The sequence below is a fragment of the Erwinia sp. MMLR14_017 genome (assembly GCF_033657285.1).
GTDB lineage: Bacteria > Pseudomonadota > Gammaproteobacteria > Enterobacterales > Enterobacteriaceae > Erwinia.
In genome coordinates this window covers 56,718-83,635 of sequence record NZ_JAWVWP010000005.1, presented here as the reverse complement: position 1 = coordinate 83,635, position 26,918 = coordinate 56,718, and the positions used below count along the sequence as shown (strand labels likewise).

20 protein-coding genes are annotated in these 26,918 nt (G+C 54.7%); 7 read left to right on the top strand and 13 right to left on the bottom strand.

Annotated features, from left to right (window positions below):
* Positions 1–95 precede the first annotated feature (95 nt).
* The gene (gene hrpA, locus SD961_RS10055; protein ID WP_318790230.1) at positions 96–3,992 is read left to right on the top strand and encodes an ATP-dependent RNA helicase HrpA; all 3,897 of its coding nucleotides are present in this window, start codon (positions 96–98) and stop codon (positions 3,990–3,992) included.
* Between the two features lie 118 nt (positions 3,993–4,110).
* Here the strand turns inward: hrpA and SD961_RS10050 are convergent, their stop codons facing one another.
* The 5 genes from SD961_RS10050 to rstA form a co-directional block, all read right to left on the bottom strand.
* A complete protein-coding gene (locus SD961_RS10050; protein WP_318790229.1) occupies positions 4,111–4,926 on the bottom strand; it encodes a serine protease in 816 nt (271 codons plus the stop codon).
* A 285-nt stretch (positions 4,927–5,211) separates the two neighbouring features.
* Positions 5,212–5,730 carry an acid resistance repetitive basic protein Asr gene (gene asr / locus SD961_RS10045; protein ID WP_318790228.1) on the bottom strand — a complete coding sequence of 173 codons (519 nt, stop codon included), beginning with the start codon at positions 5,728–5,730 and terminating at the stop codon, positions 5,212–5,214.
* A gap of 159 nt (positions 5,731–5,889) precedes the next feature.
* Positions 5,890–7,380, bottom strand: a complete 1,491-nt coding sequence (locus tag SD961_RS10040; RefSeq protein ID WP_318790227.1) for a carboxypeptidase M32 — start codon at positions 7,378–7,380, stop codon at positions 5,890–5,892.
* 28 nt (positions 7,381–7,408) lie between these two features.
* Positions 7,409–8,713 (bottom strand): two-component system sensor histidine kinase RstB, encoded by a 1,305-nt coding sequence (rstB, locus tag SD961_RS10035; RefSeq protein WP_318790226.1) that lies wholly within the window; start codon positions 8,711–8,713, stop codon positions 7,409–7,411.
* Positions 8,710–9,438, bottom strand: coding sequence for a two-component system response regulator RstA (rstA, locus tag SD961_RS10030; RefSeq protein WP_318790225.1), 729 nt, complete (start codon positions 9,436–9,438; stop codon positions 8,710–8,712). Before rstA ends, rstB begins: the two co-directional genes overlap by 4 nt.
* A gap of 175 nt (positions 9,439–9,613) precedes the next feature.
* Between rstA and SD961_RS10025 the strand changes: the two genes are divergently transcribed.
* Positions 9,614–10,027 carry a hypothetical protein gene (locus SD961_RS10025; RefSeq protein WP_318790224.1) on the top strand — a complete coding sequence of 138 codons (414 nt, stop codon included), beginning with the start codon at positions 9,614–9,616 and terminating at the stop codon, positions 10,025–10,027.
* Between the two features lie 91 nt (positions 10,028–10,118).
* Here SD961_RS10025 and SD961_RS10020 read toward each other — a convergent pair whose 3' ends face one another.
* Entirely contained in the window at positions 10,119–11,510 is a 1,392-nt protein-coding gene (locus tag SD961_RS10020; RefSeq protein WP_318790223.1) for an amino acid permease, read from the bottom strand.
* Between the two features lie 224 nt (positions 11,511–11,734).
* Positions 11,735–12,685, bottom strand: a complete 951-nt coding sequence (ydgH, locus tag SD961_RS10015; protein ID WP_318790222.1) for a DUF1471 family protein YdgH — start codon at positions 12,683–12,685, stop codon at positions 11,735–11,737.
* 518 nt (positions 12,686–13,203) lie between these two features.
* Between ydgH and pntA the strand changes: the two genes are divergently transcribed.
* Both pntA and pntB read left to right on the top strand, forming a co-directional pair.
* Positions 13,204–14,736: a Re/Si-specific NAD(P)(+) transhydrogenase subunit alpha gene (gene pntA / locus SD961_RS10010; protein WP_318790221.1), complete on the top strand. Its 1,533-nt coding sequence runs from the start codon at positions 13,204–13,206 to the stop codon at positions 14,734–14,736.
* Positions 14,737–14,746: 10 nt separating this feature from the next.
* A complete protein-coding gene (gene pntB, locus SD961_RS10005) occupies positions 14,747–16,135 on the top strand; it encodes a Re/Si-specific NAD(P)(+) transhydrogenase subunit beta (RefSeq protein WP_318790220.1) in 1,389 nt (462 codons plus the stop codon).
* Between the two features lie 78 nt (positions 16,136–16,213).
* On the opposite strand, the gene uspE is transcribed toward pntB, so the two are convergent.
* From uspE to dalD, 5 genes are all read right to left on the bottom strand, one after another.
* The gene (gene uspE, locus SD961_RS10000) at positions 16,214–17,164 is read right to left on the bottom strand and encodes a universal stress protein UspE (protein ID WP_318790219.1); all 951 of its coding nucleotides are present in this window, start codon (positions 17,162–17,164) and stop codon (positions 16,214–16,216) included.
* 272 nt (positions 17,165–17,436) lie between these two features.
* Positions 17,437–18,192: an FNR family transcription factor gene (locus tag SD961_RS09995; RefSeq protein ID WP_013202029.1), complete on the bottom strand. Its 756-nt coding sequence runs from the start codon at positions 18,190–18,192 to the stop codon at positions 17,437–17,439.
* Positions 18,193–18,341: 149 nt separating this feature from the next.
* Positions 18,342–19,634, bottom strand: coding sequence for an MFS transporter (locus tag SD961_RS09990; protein WP_318790218.1), 1,293 nt, complete (start codon positions 19,632–19,634; stop codon positions 18,342–18,344).
* 46 nt (positions 19,635–19,680) lie between these two features.
* Positions 19,681–21,150, bottom strand: coding sequence for a xylulokinase (gene xylB, locus SD961_RS09985; RefSeq protein ID WP_318790217.1), 1,470 nt, complete (start codon positions 21,148–21,150; stop codon positions 19,681–19,683).
* Positions 21,151–21,159: 9 nt separating this feature from the next.
* Positions 21,160–22,557 (bottom strand): D-arabinitol 4-dehydrogenase, encoded by a 1,398-nt coding sequence (gene dalD, locus SD961_RS09980; protein WP_412916674.1) that lies wholly within the window; start codon positions 22,555–22,557, stop codon positions 21,160–21,162.
* 167 nt (positions 22,558–22,724) lie between these two features.
* On the opposite strand from dalD, the gene SD961_RS09975 reads away from it, so the two are divergent.
* Both SD961_RS09975 and smrA read left to right on the top strand, forming a co-directional pair.
* On the top strand, positions 22,725–23,678 hold the full coding sequence (locus SD961_RS09975) for a sugar-binding transcriptional regulator (RefSeq protein ID WP_318790216.1): 954 nt from the start codon (positions 22,725–22,727) through the stop codon (positions 23,676–23,678).
* Positions 23,679–23,761: 83 nt separating this feature from the next.
* Positions 23,762–24,328, top strand: coding sequence for a DNA endonuclease SmrA (gene smrA, locus SD961_RS09970; protein WP_318790486.1), 567 nt, complete (start codon positions 23,762–23,764; stop codon positions 24,326–24,328).
* A gap of 6 nt (positions 24,329–24,334) precedes the next feature.
* Here the strand turns inward: smrA and SD961_RS09965 are convergent, their stop codons facing one another.
* Positions 24,335–25,258, bottom strand: a complete 924-nt coding sequence (locus tag SD961_RS09965; RefSeq protein WP_318790215.1) for a LysR substrate-binding domain-containing protein — start codon at positions 25,256–25,258, stop codon at positions 24,335–24,337.
* Positions 25,259–25,563: 305 nt separating this feature from the next.
* Between SD961_RS09965 and SD961_RS09960 the strand changes: the two genes are divergently transcribed.
* Positions 25,564–26,883 carry an aromatic acid/H+ symport family MFS transporter gene (locus SD961_RS09960; RefSeq protein ID WP_318790214.1) on the top strand — a complete coding sequence of 440 codons (1,320 nt, stop codon included), beginning with the start codon at positions 25,564–25,566 and terminating at the stop codon, positions 26,881–26,883.
* Positions 26,884–26,918: the final 35 nt, after the last annotated feature.

The following is a 26,918-nucleotide window of genomic DNA, read 5'->3' as shown; positions in this document are numbered from 1 at the left end:
AGAGCCAGAGCTAAGTGTTTGTCTGTGCTACAATAGGCAAAATTTTTATCCCCATCGTCTGCCGCACGCCCGGCAGTTAGCGAGTTTTGAATTTTATGTCGATAACACCGCAATCGCCCCTTGCCACGCTCTTTCCCCGTCTGGACGCCGTTATGCTGCGCGATCGCCAGCGGTTGCTGAAGCGCCTGAACGGAGCTAAAAAAGCCAGGCCAGCCGCCTTAGAGGCTATTGCTGACGAGCTGGCAGCAGAAATTACCCTGGCTGAACAGCGGGTAGCGCAGCGTCGTGCGGCAACGCCTGTGATTCGTTATCCGGAAAACCTGCCGGTCAGCCAGAAGAAACAGGATATTGCCAACGCCATTCGTGATAATCAGGTGGTGATTGTTGCCGGTGAAACTGGCTCAGGTAAAACCACTCAATTACCCAAAATTTGTCTTGAACTGGGCAGAGGCATCACCGGGCTGATTGGCCATACTCAGCCGCGCCGCCTGGCTGCCCGCACGGTGGCCGATCGCATTGCCGATGAGCTGGAGACCAGCCTTGGCGGCTGCATTGGTTATAAAGTCCGTTTTAACGACCAGGTCAGTGAAACCACCCAGGTTAAGCTGATGACCGACGGTATTCTGCTGGCCGAAATCCAGCAGGACCGGCTGCTGATGCAGTACGACACCATCATTATCGATGAAGCGCACGAACGCAGCCTGAATATCGATTTCCTGCTGGGCTACCTGCGGGAGCTGTTACCGCGTCGCCCGGATTTAAAAGTGATCATCACCTCCGCGACCATAGATCCACAGCGCTTCTCAAAACACTTTAACAATGCGCCGGTGATTGAAGTTTCCGGCAGAACTTATCCGGTTGAGGTGCGCTACCGGCCGGTGGTGGAAGAGGCTGATGATACCGATCGCGATCAGCTACAGGCGATTTTTGATGCGGTAGACGAGCTGGGTAAAGAGAGCCGTGGCGATATTCTGATCTTTATGAGCGGCGAACGCGAAATTCGCGATACTGCCGATGCGCTCAACCGTCGCGATCTGGCTCACACGGAGGTTCTGCCGCTCTACGCCCGTTTGTCGAACGCCGAACAAAACCGCGTATTCCAGTCCCACGCCGGCAGGCGTATCGTGCTGGCTACCAACGTGGCAGAGACCTCGCTGACCGTGCCGGGCATCAAGTATGTTATCGATCCGGGGACGGCGCGCATCAGTCGCTACAGTTTCCGCACCAAGGTGCAGCGCCTGCCCATTGAACCGGTTTCCCAGGCTTCAGCTAATCAGCGTAAAGGGCGCTGCGGCCGTGTTTCTGAAGGGATCTGTATTCGTCTCTATTCAGAAGAGGATTTCAACAATCGTCCGGCGTTTACCGACCCGGAAATTCTGCGCACTAATCTGGCTTCGGTTATTCTGCAAATGACCGCGCTGGGGCTGGGCGATATCAGCGCGTTCCCCTTTGTAGAGGCGCCAGATAAGCGCAATATTCAGGATGGCGTCAAGCTGCTGGAAGAGCTGGGCGCCATTACCCAAAGCGAAAATCAGCACTACAAGTTAACCGCGTCGGGCCGATCGCTGGCACAGCTACCGGTAGATCCCCGTCTGGCTAAAATGGTGCTGGAGGCTCAGCGCTACGCCTGTACGCGGGAGGTGATGATTATTACTGCGGCCCTCTCTATTCAGGACCCGCGCGAGCGTCCGGCAGAGAAAAAACAGGCCTCTGATGAAAAACATGCCCGCTTTGCGGATAAAGAGTCCGATTTCCTGTCGTTCGTGAACCTGTGGAACTATCTGCAGGAGCAGCAAAAGGCGCTCTCCTCCAGCCAGTTCCGCCGCCTCTGCAAGATGGAATACCTTAATTATCTGCGCGTGCGTGAATGGCAGGATATCTATACTCAGCTGCGTCAGGTCGTGCGTGAGCAGGGAATTCCGCTTAACAGTGAACCAGCGGATTTCCGTGGTGTGCACACGGCGCTGCTTACCGGACTGCTCTCCCATATCGGGCAAAAAGATGCCGATAAGCAGGAATATACCGGCGCGCGTAACGCCCGTTTTGCTATTTTTCCGGGGTCCGGGCTGTTTAAGAAACCGCCTAAATGGACCATCGTGGCGGAACTGGTCGAGACCAGTCGGTTGTGGGGGCGCATTGCCGCCCGTATCGATCCGGAATGGATTGAGCCGGTCGCCCAGCATCTGATTAAGCGCAGCTACAGCGAACCACACTGGGAAAAAGCTCAGGGCGCGGTAATGGCCAGTGAAAAAGTGACGCTGTATGGTCTGCCCATCGTTGCCGCCCGCAAAGTCAATTACAGCCACATCGATCCGGTTTTATCCCGCGAGCTGTTTATCCGCCATGCGCTGGTGGAAGGCGACTGGCAGACTCGCCACGCATTTTTCCGCGCCAACCTTAAACTGCGTGAGGAAGTGGAAGAGCTGGAGCATAAATCCCGCCGTCGCGACATTCTGGTGGACGATGAGACGCTGTTTACCTTTTACGATCGGCGTATTCCGACAGAAATTGTCTCAGCACGCCATTTCGACAGCTGGTGGAAGCAGGCGAGCCGTGAAGAGCCGGAGCGGCTGAATTTCGCTAAAGAGATGCTGATTAAAGAGGGCGCTAACGATGTCAGCAAGCTCGATTATCCGAACTTCTGGCAGCAGGGAAATCTTAAACTGCGTCTGAGTTATCAGTTCGAGCCGGGAACGGATGCGGATGGGGTGACGGTGCATATTCCGCTACCCTTGCTGAATCAGGTGGAAGAAGGCGGCTTTGAGTGGCAGATCCCCGGCCTGCGCCGTGAGTTGATTATTGCCCTGATCAAATCCCTGCCGAAACCGGTTCGCCGTAATCTGGTACCCGCACCTAACTATGCTGAAGCGTTTTTAGGCCGCGTGACGCCGCTGGCATTGCCGCTGCTGGAAGCGCTGGAGCGCGAGTTCCGCCGCATGACCGGCATCACTATTGACCGCGAGGCCTGGCAGTGGGATCAGGTGCCCGATCACCTTAAAATCACCTTCCGGGTAGTGGATGAAAACAACCGCAAGCTGAATGAGGGGCGCGACCTGGCCGCACTTAAGCTGCAGCTGAAAGGCAAGGTGCAGGAGACGCTGTCGCTGGTGGCGGACGATGGGCTGGAACAGAGTGGGCTGCATATCTGGAGCTTTGGCGATCTGCCCGATCATTTCGAACAGAAGCGGGGTAACTACAGCGTCAAGGCCTGGCCTGCGCTGGTGGATGAAAAGGATAGCGTAGCAATCCGGCTGTTTGATTCGGAGCACGAGCAGAGAAAAGCAATGTGGCGGGGGCAGCGTCGTCTGCTGCTGCTGAATATCCCTTCGCCAATTAAATATCTGCATGAAAAATTGCCGAACAAAGCCAAGCTGGGGTTATATTTTAACCCTTACGGCAAGGTGCTGGATCTGATTGATGACTGCATCGCCTGCGGCGTGGATAAGCTGATTGCTGAGCACGGCGGTCCAAGCTGGCAGGAAGCTGGTTTTGCAGCCCTGCACGAAAAAGTGCGGGCAGAGCTGAATGACACCGTGGTTGATATTGCGAAAAAGGTGGAGCAGATCCTGACGGCGGTCTTCAACATCAACAAGCGGCTGAAAGGGCGGGTGGATATGACCATGGCGCTGGCGCTCTCTGATATCAAAGCGCAGATGTCCGGGCTGGTCTACAAAGGGTTTGTGACCCAGAACGGCTGGAAGCGACTTTCCGATACGTTACGTTACCTGAACGCTATTGAACGCCGTCTGGAAAAGCTGCCGGTCGATCCGCACAGTGATCGTGCCAGGATGCTGAAGGTGGAGAACATACAGCAGGCATGGAATACCTGGTACAACAAGCTGCCGCCGGTTCGCCGTGAGGATGAAGATGTGAAAGATGTCCGCTGGATGATTGAAGAGCTGCGCGTCAGCTACTTCTCTCAGCAGCTTGGTACGCCTTATCCGGTTTCTGAGAAGCGCATCCAGCAGGCAATGGATGAGATCGTGGTGTGACCGAACGCTGAATTGTTGCTGATAAAAAGGGCAGCAGATTTATATCTGCTGCCCTTTTTTCATGCTGCGCCGGTAATCCGACGCGCTATGGTCACCTTCAGGCGGATTACGTCAGGGATTATTCCTGCGCTAACGCTTCCAGATTATCGCGAAACGCGGTGACGGCAATAGCGCGGTTATCCGCCTGATAACGATCTTTCGCCGCCGGGGCCGAGCTTTGCACCGCAATCAGCTGCCAGACGTTATCCACCTGCATCAGCAGCGGTGAGCCGCTATCGCCGGGTAACGTATCGCACTGATGTGACAGTACGCCTTTCTGCGCCCATCCGGTCACCAGACAGTTGCTGTGGGAATAGAGCGTTTCAAGGTGGTCCAGCGGGTAGCCCGCCTGGGTGACTTTGCGATCCTGTGCTTTCAGCGCGGCAGTTAAATCGCTGCGGCTGCCGTCGAACAGCGGGACCGGGGTAATACCTGATGGCGGATTATGTAATATCACCAGGCCATAATCGTAAGGGGCGGCGGAAGAGGGCACAATCCACCCGTCGCCATCTGCTTTCAGCTTATGGCCCAGCTCAGGATCGACACGCGTTTCAATATCATGAATTTCATAACGCCAGTGGCCTTTATTGTTTGCAATAAAGCGCAGGGCGATAGCGTTGTCGATTTTACCCGGCGGGGTCAGCAGGCAGTGGCCGGCAGTCAGCACCAGGTGGGCTGAAATCAGCGTGGCGCTACAGAGGTTGCCGCTGGCGGTTTCCAGCTGTCCAATCGCCTCCCAGGGCTGGCTGGCGGTATCAGCAACCGCTTTTCGGTCGTCGTGACCAAAGAAGAGCGTTTTGACATCAGCTTCGCTCGGACTTTCATCATCATCGTCAGCATGGGAATAAAAAGAAAAGGCTAAGCATCCAATTAAAAAAACAGCTGTCAGGCGCATGTTTCTCTCTGAGTGGAGAATGAAGAGTAAGGGTTAACCACGGCGTGATAATAACTATAGACGGATAGCGGTAAAAAAGGGAGTTTAATTTGGAATATCAGCACGCTACGCAAGTTAAAGATAAAAGCTGGCGGCAATAACCCCACAGACGATCATAAAGCCCAGGATAATTTCGAATAAATAGCGGCGTACCATCATCCGATCTCCAGGAAAGAAACACCCGGAATAATCCGGGTGTTTGAATTAAATCATGTTGAGGGGGGAGCCAGGCTCCCGCTTCATTAATTACGCCTTAGGCGCAGCGGCTTTCTTAGCCATTTTCTTGTGGTGTACTTTTTTAGCAGCCTGAGCTTTCTGCGCTACTGGTTTAGCTGCTTTCTTGTGGTGCATTTTTTTAGCAGCCTGAGCTTTCTGGGCTACTGGTTTAGCTGCTTTCTTGTGGTGCATTTTTTTAGCGGCCTGAGCTTTCTGTGCTACTGGTTTAGCTGCTTTTTTGTGGTGTACTTTTTTAGCGGCCTGAGCTTTCTGGGCTACTGGTTTAGCTGCTTTTTTGTGGTGCACTTTTTTAGCAGCCTGGGCTTTCTGATCTACAGATTTTTTGGCGGCTTTTTTGTGGTGCTTTTTAGCAGCCTGCGCTTTCTGTACGGTAGCTTTATGATGTTTCTTGTGGTGTGCAGTAGTGGTCGCTTTAGCCGGAGCTGCGGTAGTGGCAGACGCGGCTGGTGCAGCGGTGGTATCCGCAGCGAAAGCCATTGAAGAGATACCCATTGCAGCGGCTACAACCAGAGCAAATAATTTTTTCATTGCAAAACCCTCAAATGTTTAGTTCATGTATCAGCCCACTGCGGGGCCGGTAGAGCAACTATAGGGGAAGGCATGAGGGCTTTCAGTGAGTGATTGGTATCGGCGTGTAACGGATTGTACAACCGGGAAGAGCAGGCGGATTGCCTGCTCTGAGGGGGATCAATTACCGTTCAGGTAGCGGTTTTCCAGATGCTGGCGGAAATAAGCAGGGTTGAGATCTTCACCGGTCGCATTCTCGATCAGCTGACGGGTGCTGAAACGGCTGCCGTGCTGCCAGATGTTTTGCTGCAGCCACTCAAACACCGGCTCCAGGTTGCCCTCGCGCAGCAGTTCATTAACCTGCGGCAGCGCTTTTTTCACTCCCTGGAACAGCTGTGCGGCATACATTGCCCCCAGCGTGTAGGTCGGGAAATAGCCGAATGCACCATCGGTCCAGTGAATATCCTGCATACAGCCGTCGCGGTAGTTGCCGATGGTATCCAGCCCCAGCAGCGACTGCATTTTCTCCTGCCACAGGGCAGGAATGTCGTCGACCTCAATGTCACCGGCAATCAACGCACGTTCAATTTCATAGCGCAGAATAATATGGGCCGGATAGCTGACTTCGTCCGCATCGACGCGGATCAGGCCCGGCTTCACCCGCTGATTCAGAGCGATAAAGTTAGACTCTTCCAGCGCAGGGCCGTCGCCGATCAGCAGCTTAACCTGCGGCAGGATCAGGCTGAGGAAATCAGCGCTGCGTCCGAGCTGTTTTTCAAAGAACAGACTCTGGGATTCATGGATTGCCGTCGAACGCGCCAGGGAAACTGGCTGGCCTGCCCACTGCTTCGGCAGATTCTGCTCATAACGTGCGTGGCCCGTTTCGTGGATCACGCCCATCATGGCGCTGATAAATTCGTTCTCATTGTAACGCGTGGTAATGCGAACATCTTCCGGCACGCCGCCGCAGAAGGGATGCGCACTGACATCAAGCCGCCCGGCGTTGAAGTCAAAACCCAGTTGCTTCATGATCGCCAGGCCAAGCTGTTTTTGCGACTCCACGGCAAAAGGCCCCACCGGGACATCCACGGTCTCCTGCGCCTGTTTCTCAACGATACGTTGCAGTAAATCCGGCAGCCAGGCTTTGATGTCGCCAAAAGTTTTATCCAACTTCGCGCTGGTCATGCCCGGCTCGAAAATATCTAACAGCGCATCGTAGCGCGAACAGCCGTTGGCCTGAGCGCGGATTTCCGCCTCCTGGCGACTGAGTTTTACTACCTCTTTCAGATTCTCTGAAAACCCCTGCCAGTCATTGGCGGGGCGCTGCTGGCGCCAGGCGTGCTCGCAGCGCGAACCCGCCACCGACTTCGCTTCCACCAGCGAGGCGGGAAGCAGCGAGGCCTGCTGCCAGGCGCGACGCATCTCGAACAGGTTGGCGCGTTCAACGTCGTTTAAAGAAGCCTGTTCAGCTTCGTTCAGCCACTCTCCCACCTCTTTTGCCGTCAGGATTTCATGCTGCAACACGCTGAGTTCAGCAAGCGCAGCCCCACGGGCACTGCTGCCTCCGGGTGGCATCATGGTCATCATATCCCAGCCGGTAATAGCGGAAAGATGAGCAAAACGTGAAAGGCGGGTAAAGGTACGGGTTAAGTTAGCGTAGGCAGTTGACATGAGGCTCCCTGTAAAGTTTTTTGCGCTGTCAGGCAGCGCCTGTAGAGGATGATAAGGGTAAATCAACAGGCCAGCAAAAGCGAACGCTGGCACCGCCGAGCGGACTGGCATCTATTAACACATAACCATTAAAGGCCTGGGCGACAGAGTGAACAATCGCCAGACCAAGACCGCATCCGCCGGTGGCGCGGTCACGGCTGGGGTCGAGGCGTACAAAGGGTTCAAACACCCGTTCCCGCTCATTCAGAGGAATGCCTGGTCCGTCATCCTCCACCTGCAGACAGGCGATAGTGCCATCAAACCAAAGGCTGACGCGCAGCCGTTCACTGGCGTAGCGCAGCGCATTGTTCACCAGATTGTCCAGCACGCGCTCCATCAGGCGGGTATCGGCAACGCCTGTGTTATGCCGCTGCGGCATATCAAGTTCAATCGCGAAATCAGGGTGCAGGGTGCGGATATCGTCGAGCCGCTCCTGGAGCCATTCGGCCAGATCCAGAGTCTGAAGGTTAAGATCGACTTTTGGCCGATCAAGCCGCGCATAGGTCAGCAGCTCTTCGATCAGTGACTCAAGCTGGCCAATATCACGATTAAGGGCCGCGGCTTCAGCCTCTGTTAAGTTATCGCTCATCTCCAGCCGGTAGCGTAAACGCACTAACGGGGTTCGCAGCTCATGAGCAATCCCATCTATCAGCTGTTTTTTACTGGCCACCAGGGTGTTGATATTGTCCGCCATCTGGTTAAAGGCCACACCGAGCCGCAGCAGGCTCGATGCACTGTCAAAATGGATGCGCTCGTTAAGATGCCCCTGCCCAAATCGCTGCGCGGCCGTTTCCAGCCGCAGCATATCTTTCCAGTGCGGCCGCATCCAGATAAACACCGGCAGCGCCAGCGAAATGCCAATAAAGGCCAGCAGCACGATATCGAGAATGCGCATCTCATGCAGGAAAAACAGATAGGGGATTGGGCCTACCGCCAGCACATAATGGCTGCGGGGAATATGCTGAAGAAAGGTGTACTCATCGTCCAGCGCCACTATCTCTCCGGCGCGCAGGTGCCGCAGCGTAACGGCATCAAGCTGATATTTGCTCATCGGTTCAATATGAAGCTTAAACGAAAGATTCAGCTCCAGATTATCGATGGTCTTGTTCCAGTCGCGCGGCGGGATCTCGCGCAGTTCGCTACGCATCAGGTAAAGCGAGCTTTTCATCAGGTCGTCCATCGACTGACGTCCGGCCCGTTCGGCAGTGAATTTGTAGACCAGGCCAACCAGCATCGCCATCACCAGGAAGCAGACAAACAGCAGCAGATAAAACTGGATAAACAGTTTTTTCATTTGGCGTCCCAGGCATGGGGGGCAAAGAGGTAGCCTTTGTTGCGGATAGTTTTGATGCGATAAGGCTCGGTGGCGTTGTCGAGCAGTTTTTTACGCAGTCGGGAGATGGCCACGTCGATACTGCGATCCATGCCATCGTAGCTGACGCCGCGCAATGTTTTTAACAGCGCATCGCGATTCAGGATAGAGCCAGCGTGCGTCGCCAGCTCCCACAGCAGGTCAAAATCGGCGGTGGAAAGGGCAATGACCTCACTGCCAAGCGTGACCTGACGGTTGACCGGATCGATAGAGAGCGTGCCAAAACGGAGCGCATTCTGTCCTGCGACTTTAGGCGCAATCTCATCGCCCTGGCTGCTGCTGCCAGCCTGACGCAGATGCAGCCGTAAACGGGCCAGCAGCACAGCCGGCGGGGTGGTTTTCAGAATGTAGTCGTTAGCACCCATTTCAAGAGAGAGAATATGATTCATGTCGCTGTCCAGGGAGGTCAGCAGCACAATGGGGCCAGACCAGCTTTCACTGGCGCGCAAATCACGGCACAGCGTCATGCCATCTTTGCCGGGCAGCATAATATCCAGCATTACCAAATCTGGCAGAACAGCCGCAATCGTCGCTTCTGCACGATCGCCACGGCTCTCAACAATCACTTCTATATCATGACGATTCAGGTAGGCAGCAATCAGCTCGCCCACATCCTGGTCATCTTCAACGAATACAATTTTATTCATAGCGCTGTTTTTCTGGGGTGAGAGGGCAAGATTACTCTTTGTTAAACTTAACTACTATTACCCACCGCGAAATAACATCAGATGTATAGTATAAGCACCCTTATTTATGCCATTATAGCCGCCGGCCTGCCGTGGCAGCCCGGGAGGAGTAATCATCAGAGAAAGGAGAATAAGAGTGTCTGATAAAAAGCTGGCTTCTGCCGGGCACAGTGACTATATCTGCCTCAATTATATCGATTTCCTCGCCGCTTCCTGTAAAAAGCGCTGGAGCTTTGTCGACGCTATCTATGGCGTGATGCCTATCTTCGGCCTGGTCACCAGGAACTCCCGCAATTTACCCCAGGTGCCCTCAGAGCGGTTAAAAGTCCTCGCGTTGCAAATCATCTCTACTCAGGTCAGTGACGAAATTAACATCGCCCGACTGATAACGCTGGCTGAACAACAACATATCGAAAAGTTTGATATTCTGCTGCCCTATACGCTGTCAGAGCCGCAGCTTGACCTGGTGCGTCAGGAGTACGTTAAACCCCTTACTCTTCAGCAGCATGATGACCGCCTGACGGTCAGCATTCCGGCCTGGTCGCACTGACACAGCCTTACCCCTTTAGCATCCCGGCGTGGTTACACCCATCGCCAGAGTATGATGACCGTTTGACGGTCACCATCCCCGACTTTTCGCACTAACGCAGCAGTACCCACAGCGCCGGAGCCATTCCCGCCACCAGTAGAGCCATCGTGCCTTTCTCCAGCATGCTGAGTTTTTCCACACCTCGTCCACCCCGGCGCGCAAACAGGAACAGCAACACGCCTGGTGCGTAAAGCACCACGGAAAGCAGCAAATGCAGAGGCCCGGAGGCGTACAGCAGCCAAAGCCCGTATGCGCTGGCGCCGCAGGCGATAGCCATCACGCCAGGGCGTGCATGGGATTTGGCAACCTTAAACAGGTAGGCGCCCACCAGGAAATAGGGCACCAGAATCATTTCCGAGGCGATAGTCAGCAGCGTGTTGTAGTCAGAACCGGTGAGCCAGATGAGTACCAGACAGATTTGCACACTGCCATTGGTCAGCCACAGCGAGGCCGCGGGGGCGCCACGGGCATTTTGTCTGGCCAGCGAACGCGGAAAGGCCCCCTGTGCGGCGGCAAGCAGGGGCACTTCAGCTGCCATAATTGTCCAGCTCAGATAGGCACCACAAACCGAGACCACCAGGCCAACGGCAATAATCAAATCGCCCCAGGAGCCAACCAGACGCGTCATTAATCCAGCCATTGAGGGATTACGCATCTCTGCCAGTTCCGCGCGCGGCACAATTCCCAGCGAAAGTAGCGTGACCAGCAGATAAACGATCAGCGCCGCGATCACCGCCAGCATTGTCGCACGCCCCACATCCCGTTTGTTGCGGGCGCGGGCCGATACCACCACGGCACCCTCGACGCCTATAAACACCCATAACGTTATCAGCATGGTGTCTTTAACCTGCTGCCACACAGGTTTACCCAGCGCCACTCCGGTGAAATCAAAATGAAAACGGTCGTAGTTAAATGCCAGTATTGCCAGCACCACAAACAAGCCCAGAGGGAGAAGTTTACCCAGCGTTGCCACTATATTAATGCTGGCTGCGGTTTGCACTCCCCGCAATACCAGCCAGTGAACCAGCCACAGCAGCAGAGAGGCCCCCAGCATCGCCTGCCAGGTATTGCCATCACCAAACACCACATGACCCGGGGAGTCGGTAAAGAAGCTCAGCGCAGAAAAAACGATAACCAGGTAGGAGACGTTAGCAATGACCGCGCACAGCCAGTAGCCCCAGGCGGAACAGAAGCCGACAAGCTCACCGAACCCGGCTCTGGCATAGGTATAAATGCCGCCGTCCAGCTCTGGCTTCAGCCGGGTCAGCAGCAGCAAAGCGAGCGAGAGCAGAATAATACCGCCTCCCGTAATGGCCCAGCCAATCAGCAAGGCAGCCGGGCTGGCAACCATGGCCATATTTTGCGGCAGACTGAATACGCCTGCGCCGAGCATTGAACTGAGCACCAGTGCGGTGAGGGCGGCAAGGCCTAATTTTTTGTCCAAAGAAAGGTCCCAATAGCAGAATAAAAAACCAAACCAATGGTAAACCTTCGCTTTTCATGCCGGAAAAGTGCGACTGAGATGAAGGAATACCCTGAAGTCGGCGGAGATTCTACGGAGTGAGAACAGGAGATGCAATGCGATTAGCGAGGATTGTGAGTGGTTATGCAAAATAACCGCCTTCACTATGCAAAAAAGCAGGGACGGCAGGCGCCGTCCCGGAAGAATTACTTAAAGAGGTCTGCGGAGACGGTAAGGTTACCACCGCTCTGATTAGACCATTGGCGGGTGACGTGGTAGTACTTCGCGCCTTTTTTAATCGCGGCCTGACCTACTGCCTCAGACACCTCTGTTGGCGTACCAAAGTGGCCGGTAAAGGTTACGCTGTCAAACGGCTGCATCTGTGCCGCCGTAATGGCGTTAACTTCCTGAACGCTTTTACCATCCGGCGTTTTAATGGTGTAACGCTGGCCCGTGGAGGATTGCGTTTCAAAGAAACGACCTACGTTAGCGCTTGGGGTTTCTGAAGAAGCAACGCCGGGGATCTGAACGGCTTTAGCCGCAGCGCCGCCGGTAGCCAGCGCCGCTTTACCCGCCTGGGAATCAGCCGGGATCAGATCGGGAGACTGAACTTTACGCTCTGGCGCATCCGCTTTGTAAACGTAAGCGGTGATGTACTGATTACCGCCGCTGTTGGCATCGATCTGGCGAATAATAAAGAAGGAGGCCGCCTCTTTCGCTTTTGCCGCTTTGGTAATAGCATCATTCACTTCTGGCTGACTACGGTAGAAACCACTTATCGAGACCGTATCGAAGGGTTCAAGTTTGTAGGCTTCTGCCTTCTTTAATTCCCGGATGCCATTGATGATACGGTCATCCGAAGGAGCCGCTTTGGGCGCATCCGCGTGATAGAGATCTGCCACTACGCGCCAGTTCCCGCCGTTTCCGTTGGTATCGCTGATATTCTGAATGTAGTAAGAAGCCGCGCCCATTTCGTCGGCACGTTTTGACACCGCTGCGCTGGCGTCATTGATAGCATTGAAACGACCGGAAACCGCAATACGATCAAACGGTTTCATCGAGGCCGCTTTTTCCGGGGCCAGCTCCTGTGCCGCAAAAGCGGATAATGATGTCAGTGACAGCAGGGCTGATGCCAGAAGGGTGTTCTTCAGCTTCATAAAAATAATCCTTCGCCTTACGCAAAAAATGAGTACGAAAACGTGCTGGACTCTTGATGTGTAACAGATTAGCTACCGATTATTACATGTAATAATGCCTGCTGTCTCAGCCATTTTGAGTCATCTGTCGCGCTTCGTTTTGCCGGAGCGCTTAATGATATTAATAAATTGTTAAATTGCGCTGTTAGCCCGCCGCTTACCACTTAAGCTGGTTATTGATACCACTAATTAAGTTAATTCATTGTTAAATAGTGTCTTTTCTATTTCATTAATTGGTCAATACACTTTTTTAGCCAGCAGATTATGCGCTATTATCGAATAAATTCAGCCGCAACGTGCTGCTTTTGCTGCCTGCCTCTGAATTATTGTATGAAAAGCCGTGAACCGGCCCGCTGCGGCTGGATCGCAGCACATATTTTCAGTAGGTTATAAACAGTTTGAAACAGATCCTGTCGCGGTCATTCGGGCCGTGACAGTCAGGACCAACCATCAATTTACCTCTGATGAAAGGGAATATTATGCTAATTGGAATAACCAAAGAGCGCTTGCCCAACGAAGCCCGGGTTGCTGCCACGCCAAAAACGGTAGAGCAGCTACTGGGGCTTGGTTTTACCGTCGCCATAGAGCGCGACGCAGGGAAACTGGCGAGCTTTGATGATGCCGCCTATGTCGCAGCTGGCGCTACCCTGGTGGATACCGCCACCGTCTGGCAGTCAGACATCATTCTGAAGGTCAATGCACCCACTGAAGAAGAGATTGCGTTAACCAAAGAGGGCAGCACGCTGGTCAGCTTTATCTGGCCTGCGCAAAATCCCGATTTACTGGAAAAGCTGGCTGCCCGCAAGGTCACCGTGATGTCGATGGATGCGGTGCCCCGTATCTCGCGCGCGCAGTCACTTGATGCATTAAGTTCCATGGCCAACATTGCCGGTTATCGGGCGATTGTTGAGGCAGCCCATGAGTTTGGCCGCTTCTTTACCGGGCAAATCACCGCCGCAGGTAAGGTGCCGCCAGCAAAAGTGATGGTAATTGGCGCGGGCGTGGCTGGCCTTGCGGCAATCGGCGCAGCTGGCAGCCTTGGTGCCATTGTTCGTGCTTTTGATACCCGTCCGGAAGTCAAAGAGCAGGTCCAGAGCATGGGCGCCGAGTTCCTTGAACTCGATTTTGAGGAGGAAGCGGGCAGCGGCGACGGCTATGCAAAAGTGATGTCAGAAGCCTTTATCAAGGCAGAGATGGCGCTGTTTGCCGCCCAGGCAGAAGAGGTGGATATCATCGTCACCACCGCGCTGATCCCGGGTCGTCCCGCACCGAAGCTGATTACTGCCGATATGGTGGCTTCAATGAAGCCTGGCAGCGTGATTGTCGATCTGGCGGCACAAACCGGCGGCAACTGTGAACTCACGGTGGCCGACCAGGTGACCACTACCGACAACGGCGTAAAAATTATCGGCTATACCGATCTGCCAAGTCGTCTGCCTACCCAGTCGTCACAGCTGTACGGCACTAACCTGGTCAATCTGCTGAAGCTGCTCTGTAAAGAGAAAAACGGTGAAATCACCGTGGATTTCGATGATGTGGTTATTCGCGGCGTGACGGTCATTCGTGACGGCGAAGTCACCTGGCCAGCGCCACCGATTCAGGTGTCTGCTGCCCCTAAAGCGACGCCAGCAGCGGCGAAAACGGTTGAGAAAGAGGAGAAGAAACCCGTCTCTCCGTTCCGCAAATATGCGCTGTTTGCGTTGGCAGTTATCCTTTTTGGCTGGTTCGCCAATGCGGCTCCTGCCGCCTTCCTTTCTCACTTTACGGTGTTCGCGCTCTCCTGCGTAGTGGGTTACTACGTGGTCTGGAATGTCAGTCATGCCCTGCATACGCCACTGATGTCGGTAACCAATGCGATCTCCGGGATTATCGTGGTCGGCGCGGTGCTGCAAATCGGACACGGCGGCTGGGTCAGCTTCCTGTCGTTTATCGCGGTGCTGATTGCCAGTATCAATATTTTCGGTGGTTTCACCGTGACTCAGCGCATGCTGAAAATGTTTCGTAAGAACTAAGGGGTAATCAATGTCTGGCGGATTAGTGACTGCAGCATACATTGTTGCCGCAATTCTTTTTATATGCAGCCTGGCTGGGCTGTCAAAACATGAAACCTCTAAGCAGGGCAACCTGTTTGGCATGAGCGGGATGGCTATCGCGCTGGTGGCTACCCTGCTGGGACCGGACAGCGGCAACGTCGGCTGGGTACTGGTGGCGATGGTGATTGGTGGCGCCATCGGCACCCGGCTGGCGAAAAAGGTCGAAATGACCGAAATGCCTGAGCTGGTTGCCGTACTGCACAGCTTTGTTGGCCTGGCTGCGGTGCTGGTGGGCTTCAACAGCTATCTCGACCATGCTCCTGGCCTGGACGCGGTACTGGAAAATATCCACCTTACCGAAGTGTTTGTAGGAATCTTCATTGGCGCGGTGACCTTCACCGGATCGCTGGTGGCATTTGGCAAGCTGCGCGGGAAGATCTCTTCCCGTCCGCTGATGCTGCCGCATCGTCATAAGCTCAATCTGCTCGCGCTGGTTGTCTCACTCTGCCTGCTGATCGCCTTTGTCCGCACTGACAGCGTTGGCGTACAGGTCTTTGCTCTGCTGATTATGACGCTGATTGCGCTGGCCTTTGGTTGGCATCTGGTCGCTTCAATTGGCGGCGCAGACATGCCGGTAGTGGTCTCTATGCTGAACTCCTATTCAGGCTGGGCAGCGGCGGCGGCAGGCTTTATGCTCAGCAACGATCTGCTGATCGTGACCGGCGCGCTGGTGGGGTCAAGCGGGGCAATTCTCTCTTACATCATGTGTAAGGCGATGAACCGCTCATTTATCAGCGTGATCGCGGGCGGCTTTGGCACCGACAGCAGTTCAACCGGTGAAACTGATGAAGCGGGCGAGCATCGCGAGATTGATGCGCAGGCAACGGCAGAGCTGCTGAAAAACTCCAGCACGGTGATCATCACGCCGGGCTACGGCATGGCGGTGGCGCAGGCTCAGTATCCGGTGGCCGAAATTACCGAGAAGCTGCGCGCACGTGGCATCAAGGTTCGCTTTGGCATCCATCCCGTAGCCGGTCGTCTGCCAGGACACATGAACGTCCTGCTCGCTGAGGCGCGCGTTCCTTACGATATCGTGCTGGAAATGGATGAAATCAATGAAGATTTCAGCGACACAGATACGGTACTGGTGATCGGCGCAAATGATACGGTTAACCCGGCCGCGCAGGAAGATCCTCGCAGTCCAATCGCTGGCATGCCGGTGCTGGAAGTGTGGAAAGCGCAGAACGTCGTGGTGTTTAAGCGTTCGATGAATACCGGTTATGCCGGTGTGCAAAATCCGCTGTTCTTCAAAGAGAACACGCAGATGCTGTTTGGCGATGCGAAAGCAACCGTCGATGCAATTCTGAAAGCGTTATAAGCATAAACCCCACCCTAGGTGGGGTTTATTATTGAAGAGGGCCAGCTAAGCTGGCCTTTTTATTTTCTGCAGTCAGGCTCAGTCGTCTTCGTCATCATCCAGTTCAACCGGAGAGACAAATCCGTCTGGTTTGATCGCCAGCAGATCGCAACGCAGATGGTCAATAACCTGTTCGGCGGTATTGCCCAGGAAAGCTGCCGAAAGGCCTGTTCGCCCTATAGTCCCTAATACCACCACGCCTGCATCCAGATGCTCCGCCAGGTTGGGAATAACCTCTTCAGGAAGCCCTTTGTCCACATGGGTGAATTTTTCGTCGATACTGAATTTCTGCCGTAACGCTTTCATCGCCAGCAGATGCTGACCGCGGATGGCATCGTTATAGACGCTGGGATCAAAGTCGGGCAGTTCAATGGCGATATTGATTGGCGTAATCGGGTAAGCCCCGACCAGATGCACTTCCGTATGATTAACCAAATTAGCCATCTCCAGCGTTTCTTTCACCAGTTTGGTATTCAGCGGGTCGTGATGCGGCTCTTCACTGGCCAGATTTACGGCGACAACGGCGCGACCGCCTTCCGGCCAGGGTTGGTCTTTCACCATCCAGACCGGGCAGGGGCATTTGCGCAGCAGGTGCCAGTCGGTTGGGGTGAAGACCACCGACTGCAAGCGGTCATGCTGGTGCGCCATTTTCAGCACCAGGTCATAACGGCCATTCAGGACTTCCTGAATAATCGCCTCATAGGGACGGTTATGCCAGATAACCTTGATATCAATCTCTACGCCCGCTTCCAGATAAGCCTGAGCCTGGTCGCGGATCCACTCGGTGCGCTGACTTACCACCCCTTTACGCATGGTGGTACGCTCGTCCGGTGAAAGCAGGGTCGTCATCTCATAGGAAAAGTCATAAATAGGCAGGAAGGCTGTGATCCGGCCACCAAGGCGCTGGTTCAGATAAACAGCACGGCGGAGCGCTGGCTGGTCATCCTGCTGCGGATCGACAGCCACGAGAATATTTTGATATTTAGCCATAATGGGATCTCCAAACGCTGGTTAGCTTAAAGATAGCCCAATCAGAGGCCGCGCAGAAGGAAAAAGTTATAGCGGGATCAATATTATAACTAATAATAAGCAGACTATTTACGGCAGTACAGTGGGTAAGGAGAGGGGAAAGAGAACCGGGATGGCAGGGCAGAATTTATCATCGGGATTTTAAAAAAATTACCGGTGAGCGCATGAAGGAGGCAGGAAGAAACCGGGTTACGCTGTTAACCGGGTTAACAGCGTAACCCGGTTAACAGGGATCAGGCGATGGCGCGGCTCTGTCCGGCCAGTTGCGACAGCACATCGTGATCTTCAATAGTGATGTACTTGCCTTTCACCGCCAGCATTCCGCTTTTCTGGAAACGGCCCAGCAGACGGCTGATGGTTTCAACCGTTAAGCCAAGATAATTGCCGATATCCCCACGGGTCATGGTCAGCCTGAATTCACGCGGTGAAAAACCGCGTTCGGCAAAGCGACGGGAGAGGCCATAAATAAAGGCCGCCAGGCGCTCTTCCGCATTTTTCTTGGAAAGTAGCAGGATCATCTCCTGGTCTCCCTTAATCTCGCCGCTCATCAAGCGCATCATCTGCTGACGCAGGCTCGGCATTTTGCCTGAGAGATCGTCAAGGGTTTCAAACGGGATTTCGCAAACCATCGCCGTTTCCAGCGCCTGAGAGAAACTCGGGTGCTGACCGCCGTTAATGGCATCGAACCCTACCAGGTCACCGGCCAGGTGGAAACCTGTAATCTGCTCATCACCCTGTTCGGTAATCGTGTAGCTCTTGATGGTCCCGGAACGGATGGCGTACAACGACTTCAGTTCATCCCCAGCTTTGAACAGCGTCTGGCCTTTCTGGATCGGCTTTTTGCGTTCGATAATATTATCCAGCTGATCAAGCTCATGCTCGTTCAGCGTGAAGGGAATACAGAGCTGGCTGATGCTGCAATCCTGACAGTGAATCGCACAACCGCCAGACTGAATACGTCTGTTGATAACACGCTTTTCTGGGATCATAGTGATACGCTCGACTGATTATTGATTGGGGTCAATTTTACAATTTTTTGTTAACGAAGGGAACTGATCCGAGCAGTTTTAGGCACATAAAGAGCAGGGATGCTGTTCTGCTACCAGCATCCCGTTGAAAGTATTGACTTTAGTGGGTTTTATGAATTGTTATCCGCAGTAATCACCGCAGGGCGGGACTTTATTTTATCTTTTGTTGCAATACGGGCAGGTTGCTCTACTTTGATGATCAGCGTCAGGATCCCCGCTACCAGATATAAGCCGGTATAGGTCCAGACAACCCCGACGATATCAAAGAACGGCAGAACCAGTGAAGCGATGGCTGGCGCAAGGAAGTTACTCAAACCGGCGGAAAGATTATAAATGGAAATAGCCGCGCCTTTGTGTTCAGGCTCCAGCACCGGAAAAACAGCCGTCATAGGTACAAAGGCCGCCACCGTTATTCCCAGCATCACCGCAGGTATCATGGCAATCCAGTAATTATGCCCGAAGGTCACCGGCAGATAATAAAACGCCAGGCTGGAGAGGGCGCAGCCCAGGCAGCCAAACCACCGTACCTGACGTATCCAGCCGATATATTCGCCCAGCACGCCCCACATGATGTTGGTGAAAATGGTGACAAAGAAGAAGACTGCCCAGATTTGCAGCCATTCCGACATGGTAAAGCCAAGGCGGCCAACAAACAGCATCGGCATCACTACCGCGAAGCCAAACAGCGACAGCGTATTAATGATCCTGATTAGACAGGCGAGGAAGATATTGCGATTAGTAAAGAGGATGGTGACCGCTCTGGAAAGCTCGGTAAACTTCTCTCTGGTCGTCAGGTTAGCCTTTTCGCTCTCCCCACCCACATTACGCAACAGCGTCATGGCCATCACACCTCCCACCACCACCCACGCAATCGCAAACCAGAGCGTGCCGGTTTCGCCAATCCAGGGAATGGTAAAGCTGGGCAGATAGCTCCCTATGCAGCCAATGCCGACAGAGTACATGGCCCAGAACCAGCCCATAGCCGATGAGAGCTGATGTTTCGGCACGTTCTGCACCACCAGCATCACGAAAGAGTAGATAAAGAGGGGATAAGCCAGCCCGCGAATACCGTAAAACAGCAGCATCAGCGGATAGTTACGCATGCCCAGTCCCAGCGTCATAAACAGGATATGCATCACCACCCACAGGATAAACCCAATCCTCATGGCACGCTGAGGGGTAATAATTTCCGCTACCACGCCGGAACTCCAGGCTGCCAGCGCCGCGGCACCACCATAAATCGTAAATACCAGCGCAGATTCAGCTGGGGTAAACCCTAAATCCGTAATGTGTTTTGACAGAAATGCCATTTCAAACCCATCACCACTCATAAACATGGCGATAGCGATATAGCCCCAGATTAAAGGGATGGGGAGACCGAACCAGTTTGTTGCTGATTTCATCTTATTTCCTTAACAGCAGCCGGACGACAGTTGTCGCCGGACAGGGTTAAAAGCCGAGTGCGCGAGCCTCAAGCTGTTGTTGGTAAAGCAGCCGGAACCAGGCGAGTCGTTTTTGCAGCAAGTGATGGCGACCGGCATCAGGGAGATAGCGCTGGAGCACCGGCGGTTTCTGGCAAACCTCAGCCTCATCTCCGCCAACCGCCAGCCATCCCAGCCTGGCGGCACCGAGCGCGCCGCCCGCTTCGCCGCCCTGATGGGTAACGATGGGCATGTTGAGTACGTCGGCTATCAGCTGAGCCCACCAGGGACTGCGAGCGCCACCGCCAATTAGTGAGCAGCATTCCAGCGAGGTTCCTGCTTCCTCCAGCGCTTTCAGCCCGTCAGCTATGCCGAAGGTCACCCCCTCCAGTACGGCATAAGCCAGCAAGGCGCGCTGGGTAGTGTGCGTTAATCCATGAAAGGCACCTGTTGCCTGCGGATCGTTGTGCGGCGTCCTTTCCCCCGAGAGATAGGGCAGGAATAGCGGGGCGCTGTGACAGTCAGCCTGGCTTAGCGTTGCCACTTCCGAGAGAAGCGTGGTTTCCGATGCGCCAAGCAAATCACACAGCCAGCGCAGGCCGCTGGCGGCAGTCAGCATCACGCTCATCTGATGCCAGCGGTGGGGTAACGCATGGCAGAAAGCATGTACCGCCGATGATGGGTTGGGGCGAAAGCTGTCGTTGACGGTAAACAGCACGCCCGAGGTTCCCAGAGAGATAAAAGCGTCCCCCGGCGCCACTGCCCCAATTCCCACAGCGCTGGCCGCATTGTCACCGCCGCCACCGGCAATAATCACTTTCTCGCTCAATCCCCACTGACGAGCCAGTTCCGCCCGGAGCTTGCCGGCAGGTTCGGAACCTTCAACCAGCCCCGGCATCTGGGCGCGGGTCAGGCCGCAGGAGGATAACAGGCTGTCAGACCAGTCACGCTTCGCCACATCCAGCCAGAGTGTGCCTGCCGCATCGGACATATCGCTCAGCTTCTCACCGCTCATTTTCCAGCGCAGATAATCTTTTGGCAGCAGGACGCAGGCCGTTTGTTGGAAAATCTCTGGCTCATGTCGAGCCACCCAGAGCAATTTGGGTGCCGTGAAGCCGGGCATCGCCAGATTGCCGGTAACGCTGTGCAAATCGGTCGCCAGCGCGGTGAGTTCACGACACTCAGCCGCGCTGCGCATGTCATTCCACAAAATGCAGGGACGCAGTACCCTGTCCTGATTATCGAGCAGGACGGCACCGTGCATCTGCCCCGAAAGACCAATGGCGCGGATTTCGCCCCAACCGTTGCCGACCTTTTGCCGTAATTCCGTTATGGCCTGCTGCAATGCCTGCCACCATTCGGCAGGATCCTGTTCACACCAGTGAGGATGAGGGCGCTGCAGAGTCAGTTTTGCCCCTGCCGTAGCGAGGATGCCACCCTGCGCATCAATCACCAGCGCTTTGATTTCCGATGTCCCGGCATCAATTCCAAGGTACATAACGACTCCTTATTCAGTGACGGGTTGAGGGTGTTTTGCCCAGCTTTGCAGGCTGGCAACGGCGCTGTGCAACAGTTGAGCAAAGTCGCTGCTGGATGCCAGTGAGCCAAACAGAGCGCTGTTTGCGGCAAACCGCGCCAGCGCATCTTTCTGGCTTAGCAAGGCGTGCAGGGCTTCAGCATCCAGCGCGCCATCCTGATAGTGATAAGGAAGCTCGCCCTGGTGCCAGCGCTGTAAAAAGAGGAAAAACAGGGCAGGCAGCAGCGTCGTTGCTCTCGGGGTCTCTCCGCGCTGGTAGCTTTCAATCAGGGTCGGAGTAATAAAACCTGGGATTTTAGATAGCCCGTCTGCCGCCACGCGTTGGTTAGTATCCCGAATATAGGGATTGGCAAAGCGCGCCAGCACCACATCGCGATAGGCTTCGAGATCCAGCGGGCTGGGCATTAGCGAAGGGATAACGTCCTGGGTGACATACTCCCAGGCCATCTCTTTAATCTCCTGAGTTTGCGTACTCTGATGAATATAGTCCTGCCCGACCAGCGTCCCGGCCCAGGCGATGCAGCTGTGACTGGCGTTCAGTATGCGGATTTTGGCTTCCTCCCACGGCAGCACCGACGCCACCATCTCCACGCCTACATTTTCCAGCGCGGGTCGTCCTGCGGCGAAATCATCCTCGATCACCCACTGAATAAAGGCTTCGGCCATCACCGGGGCTTTATCTGCAAATCCTGTAGCGGCCAGCACGCGTGGCGCGATGTCGGCCGTAGGGCGTGGCGTGATCCGGTCAACCATCGTATTTGGGGAAGTAGTGTGCGTGGTTACCCAGGCATGCAGGGCTTCTTCCTTACGCAGCTGTAAAAAGGTCAGAAAACCCTGGCGGAAGCGCTCACCGTTGTGACGTAAATTATCGCAGTTCAACAGCGTCACGGGTTCGCCATGCGCCTGCATTCGTGCCTTTAATACACGGGTAAGCGCGCCATAAATTGTTCGGACTTCCCCGTCAATATCCGCTTTAATATCGGGATGAACAGCATCAAGCTGATGCTCTGTATCTAAATAGTAGCCGCTCTCGGTAACGGTAAAAGCGATCACTCTGGTGCGGGGATCGGCACCCTGGGTAATCAAACCTTGCAGCTCTGCATCCCACGGGATCAGCTTTTTGACAGAGGTGATTTTTTCATAACTCCGTTCGCCTTCCGGTGTTACCGTTTCCAGCGTATATTCGCCGTTTTGCTCAGCAAGAGCGGTGAGCAGGGGCACTGCGTCATCGCGAATATTGCTTAAGGCAATCTCCCACCGGTTATCGCCTGCCTTCAGCAAACGGTGAAGATACCAGGCCTGATGGGCGCGGTGGAACGATCCTGCGCCAATATGCAGCCAGACAGAGGGGGCGGTTAAATTCATCATTATCTCCTGGTTTGGGCTTTTGCTCTCGATGAGAGCTTTTGCCTGATATGACTATAGCCTGGGGATCTCCGGGCCGGGTGTCTGCGGGAGAGATCACAAAAATTGCTTTTGCCCACCATTCGGGCAATTATTCGGACCAGGATGAGTAAAACGCGGGGAAAAGAGCAATGAGCAAACATAATAAGAAACTGGACCAGGCTGCACGGGCCGCCTGGATGTATTACGTAGCGGGCGAGACGCAGCATGATATCGCCGACAAACTCGGTGTTTCGCGCCAGGTCGCGCAGCGCCTGGTAGCGCTGGCGGTGGAAGAGGGGCTGGTCAGCGTAAACATTACGCATCCGGTGGCTGACTGTATGACGCTGGCGGAGCAGCTTAAAGCGCGTTTCCAGCTGCAACTCTGCCAGGTTGTGCCTTCCTCGGGCGTTGAATCGGCTGGTTTGCAGCAGATGATTGCGGTAGCTGGGGCAGAGGTAATGGCGCAAACCCTGAAGCAGGAGCAGCCGCAGATAATTGCCGTGGGATCGGGGCGGACGCTTCGCGCCACCATTGATGAGTTGCCGGAGTTCGAACGCCCACAGCACAGCTGTGTCTCACTGATTGGCGCCATAGCCAGCGACGGCTCCTGTACCCGTTATGATGTGCCGCTGTGGATGGCTGAAAAAACTCAGGGCCGCTATTTTATTCTGCCTGCACCGCTTTATGCCGACAGCGCGGAGGATCGTGCGCTCTGGTGCCATCACCGCATCTACCGTACCGTCACGGATAAGGCCGCACAGGCTGACGTGATGTTTGTCGGCATCGGTCAGGTTGCAGCAGGGTGCCCGCTTAATGCGGACGGATTCATCAGCGACAATCAGGTAAGCCAACTGGTGAAGCAGCATGTGGTGGCTGAAATGCTGGGCCATTTTATTGGCGAGGATGGCGAGCGCGTGCGCAGTGAACTGGATGAGAGGCTAACCAGCGTCGAACTCACGGCGCAAACGCAACGTAGCGTTATCGCCTTCGCTGGCGGAGCAGAAAAACATCGGGCGATTGCGGCAGCTCTTCGTGGCGGCTGGATGTCGGGACTGGTTACCGATGAGGCAAGCGCGCGTTTTGCTCTTGGGCTAAATAATTAAGAGGATCGCATCCCGGCGCGGTTTTGCTAAACTAGCCGGGTAACTCGCTTTCCTCTTTTCCAGTTCAACGGGGGACCTGCATGATGGAATTTGACGATTGGGATTTGTTCAAAGATGCCATGGAAGACGTCACACCGCTTAAGGATTGCGCTAACGTACACTGGCTGAAATCCCCCGCAACGAAACCGGTCCGCGCTACCCTGCATGACCTGCAGTTGGATAATCCTCTGACCACGGGGTATCTCACCATTGTACCCCTTACCACGCCGCTGGAGTTCAAAGCAGAAGGCATTCAACAGGGCGTCCTGGAGAAGCTGCGCATGGGGAAATATGCCCAAAACGCCACGCTTAATCTTATCAGACAGCCCGTGGAAAGCTGTCGGCAGCAGCTCTTTAACTTTATGCTGCAGGCCGAGCAGGAGAATTATCGCAACCTGCTGATTGTGCATGGTAAAGGCCGTGAAGAGGGGTCACATGCGAATATTGTGCGCAGCTATCTTGACCGCTGGCTGCAGCAGTTTGAGCAGGTGCAGGCCTATTGCACTGCCCAACCTCATCATGGCGGCAGCGGAGCATGCTACGTTGGGTTGCGTAAAAGTGAGCAGGCGCGACTGGAGAACAGGGAACGTCACGCCAAGCACAGTCGCTGAACGCGGCTAGCCGGAATGAGATTTTCGCGCAGTAGCCATAAACACTTGCGCACACAGGCTTAATGGCGCGCCGGAGCGGGTAATAATACCAACTGACTCGCCCGGTCCGTGTGCGGCTATGGGCAGGGCAGCAAGGGAATTATGCAGCAAATCCTCCTTAATCGCGCCTGAAGGCACAAACCAGACGTAGTTGTAGCGGAGCGCAAGCTGTCGGGCCAGTGAAGTGGCGGAAGTTTCCACCAGCGTGGAAGGCAACCGGCAACCGTGCTCTTTTATCATCTCGTCGGCCAGCCTTCGTGGCGCCGTGCCCTCCGGAGAGATCACCACCGGCCACGACAGAGCTTTCGACAGCGTGACGTTGTCACTCAAGAGGGGATGTCCTGGCCGTACTACCAACCGCAGCGACTCCATAAACAGCAGTTCATAGCTTAATCCTGCCATCATATCGGGGTCGGCCATCCGGCCAATGCCAACGTCAAATTCACCCGCCCTGAGTCCGGCAAGCAGCACATTGTTGTGCAGGGTCGCTACCTGGACAATAGCCTGCGGCTGTAACTGATGAAAGCGGTCCAGGATCGAAGGCAGCATACCCAACGCCACCGTAGTCAGCACGCCGGTGCGTAGCACTGCAGGTTCATCAAGTTCTGAAGGCGTAAAGGATTGTCCGGCATGGTTAAGGGCATCCAGCACCCGCACGGCATGGGTCAGAAATTGTTCGCCCATGGTGGTTAACTGGGCGCCCAGGCGGCCTCGCTCAAATAATCTGGCACCCGCCAGCTCTTCCAGTTCGTTCAGCGTCTTAGAGAGGGCTGGCTGACTGAGAGAGAGCGTTTCGGCGGCACGCCCCAGCGTCCCTTGCTGAGCAACGGCGACAAAGGTGTGCAGATGGCGCAGGCGAATGCGCTGATTAAACTGGTAATTTTTATCCATACCCCAGCGTAAGCAGTGGGCCGGTGAACAGGCAAGCCGCACAGAAGAAATCTGTTAACCTTATTGCAAAATTTATTTAACATTCACCGCTTTTGCACAGTTTTCCATCACTTTTAAGGCCTCTCTGAGCAGATAACCATCAGCACTGATTATCTAAACGCCTTTAAGAATGCTGCATAAGCACGCTTTCCGGCATGCAGCGCGAATTAGTCAGGTGCGGTGACGGACAATCCGTTATTATATCGCACACTTTTTTCAGGACAAAGAGGCCAGCGCCGCGACAGACTGGCTTATGGAGCGCTTACGTGGAGAATACCGCTGCGATTGATGTGCGTGCCTTGATTAATCAGGGCAGCGTCAGCCGTTACCAGCAACGTATTATTGCCCTGTGCTTTGCCGTGGTGGCCATGGATGGCATGGATATCGCCCTGATGGGCTTTATTGCGCCCGCGCTGAAAAGCGACTGGGGCGTTACAACCCATCAGTTAGGCATAGTGATCAGCGCAGCGTTGATTGGCCTTGCCTCCGGCGCGATGGTGGCTGGTCCGCTGGCAGACCGTTTTGGCCGCCGTGTGGTGATTATCAGCAGCGTATTCTTCTTTGGTCTCTGGACGCTGGTCACCGCGTTGTCACAAAACAGCGAGCAGATGATGCTGTTTCGCTTCCTGACCGGACTGGGCCTGGGGGCAGCAATGCCGAACGTCAGTACGCTGGTTGCCGAATATTCCCCGGAACGTAAACGCGCTTTCATTATTACCGTGGTTTTCTGTGGCTTCACCTTTGGCGCGGCAGGGGGCGGTTTTGCCGCCTCCTGGCTTATTCCAGCCTTTGGCTGGCATTCCGTGTTGATTATGGGCGGATTGCTGCCGCTGCTGATTGTACCGGTATTGCTGAGAGGGCTGCCCGAATCCGTTCGCTTTCTGATTTCCCGCCAGGCACCCAGCGAGCAGATCCGTAAAATTGTCGCCAGAATGTCGCCGGACTATCCCCTCGCCGGACGCGAATTTGTTATGCCGCTAAAGGCGCAGAGCCAGGGTTCCGCCAGGCTGGTGCTGAGTCGTCCCTACCTCCTGGGCAGCACCTTGTTATGGGGTGCCTATTTTATGGGGCTGTTTCTGGTCTATCTGATTGGCAGCTGGCTGCCCAGTTTGATCAAAAACATGGGAATGACGGTGACACAGGCGGCGCTGGTGACCGCAATGTATCAGGCGGGCGGCACGGTTGGATCGCTGTTTGCCGGCTGGATGATGGACCGCTTTAATGCCAATCTGGCGCTGGCCGCCATCTATTTTATCGGGGCTATTGCCACCGTCGCGATAGGTTTTGCCCCTGCGCATACGCTGATCCTGAGCCTGGTGGCCTTCAGCAGCGGGTTTTGCCTGAACGGTGCTAATACCGGAATGAATGCGCTCTCTGCCAGCTACTATCCCACGCACGCACGGGCAACCGGCTCAAGCTGGATGCATGGCATGGGCCGAATCGGCGCGATCCTCAGCGCATTTGCCGGTGCGCAAATGCTGGCAATGGGCTGGGATATTACCGATGTCTTCTTAAGTCTGGCGATCCCCGCCGTACTGACCTCACTTCTGCTACTGACAAAATACCGCTATGGCTACCGGCGTTAGGCTGACCTCTGTCGCGATCACACTTTATCAATAAT

Bases quoted from the DNA above. Each gene is read 5' to 3' on its own strand.
- hrpA (WP_318790230.1), top strand. From the start codon at position 96: ATGTCGATAACACCGCAATCGCCCCTTGCCACGCTCTTTCCCCGTCTG.
- SD961_RS10050 (WP_318790229.1), bottom strand. From the start codon at position 4,926: ATGCGCCTGACAGCTGTTTTTTTAATTGGATGCTTAGCCTTTTCTTTT.
- asr (WP_318790228.1), bottom strand. From the start codon at position 5,730: ATGAAAAAATTATTTGCTCTGGTTGTAGCCGCTGCAATGGGTATCTCT.
- SD961_RS10040 (WP_318790227.1), bottom strand. From the start codon at position 7,380: ATGTCAACTGCCTACGCTAACTTAACCCGTACCTTTACCCGCCTTTCA.
- rstB (WP_318790226.1), bottom strand. From the start codon at position 8,713: ATGAAAAAACTGTTTATCCAGTTTTATCTGCTGCTGTTTGTCTGCTTC.
- rstA (WP_318790225.1), bottom strand. From the start codon at position 9,438: ATGAATAAAATTGTATTCGTTGAAGATGACCAGGATGTGGGCGAGCTG.
- ydgH (WP_318790222.1), bottom strand. From the start codon at position 12,685: ATGAAGCTGAAGAACACCCTTCTGGCATCAGCCCTGCTGTCACTGACA.
- pntA (WP_318790221.1), top strand. From the start codon at position 13,204: ATGCTAATTGGAATAACCAAAGAGCGCTTGCCCAACGAAGCCCGGGTT.
- pntB (WP_318790220.1), top strand. From the start codon at position 14,747: ATGTCTGGCGGATTAGTGACTGCAGCATACATTGTTGCCGCAATTCTT.
- uspE (WP_318790219.1), bottom strand. From the start codon at position 17,164: ATGGCTAAATATCAAAATATTCTCGTGGCTGTCGATCCGCAGCAGGAT.
- SD961_RS09995 (WP_013202029.1), bottom strand. From the start codon at position 18,192: ATGATCCCAGAAAAGCGTGTTATCAACAGACGTATTCAGTCTGGCGGT.
- SD961_RS09990 (WP_318790218.1), bottom strand. From the start codon at position 19,634: ATGAAATCAGCAACAAACTGGTTCGGTCTCCCCATCCCTTTAATCTGG.
- xylB (WP_318790217.1), bottom strand. From the start codon at position 21,150: ATGTACCTTGGAATTGATGCCGGGACATCGGAAATCAAAGCGCTGGTG.
- dalD (WP_412916674.1), bottom strand. From the start codon at position 22,557: ATGATGAATTTAACCGCCCCCTCTGTCTGGCTGCATATTGGCGCAGGA.
- SD961_RS09975 (WP_318790216.1), top strand. From the start codon at position 22,725: ATGAGCAAACATAATAAGAAACTGGACCAGGCTGCACGGGCCGCCTGG.
- smrA (WP_318790486.1), top strand. From the start codon at position 23,762: ATGGAATTTGACGATTGGGATTTGTTCAAAGATGCCATGGAAGACGTC.
- SD961_RS09965 (WP_318790215.1), bottom strand. From the start codon at position 25,258: ATGGATAAAAATTACCAGTTTAATCAGCGCATTCGCCTGCGCCATCTG.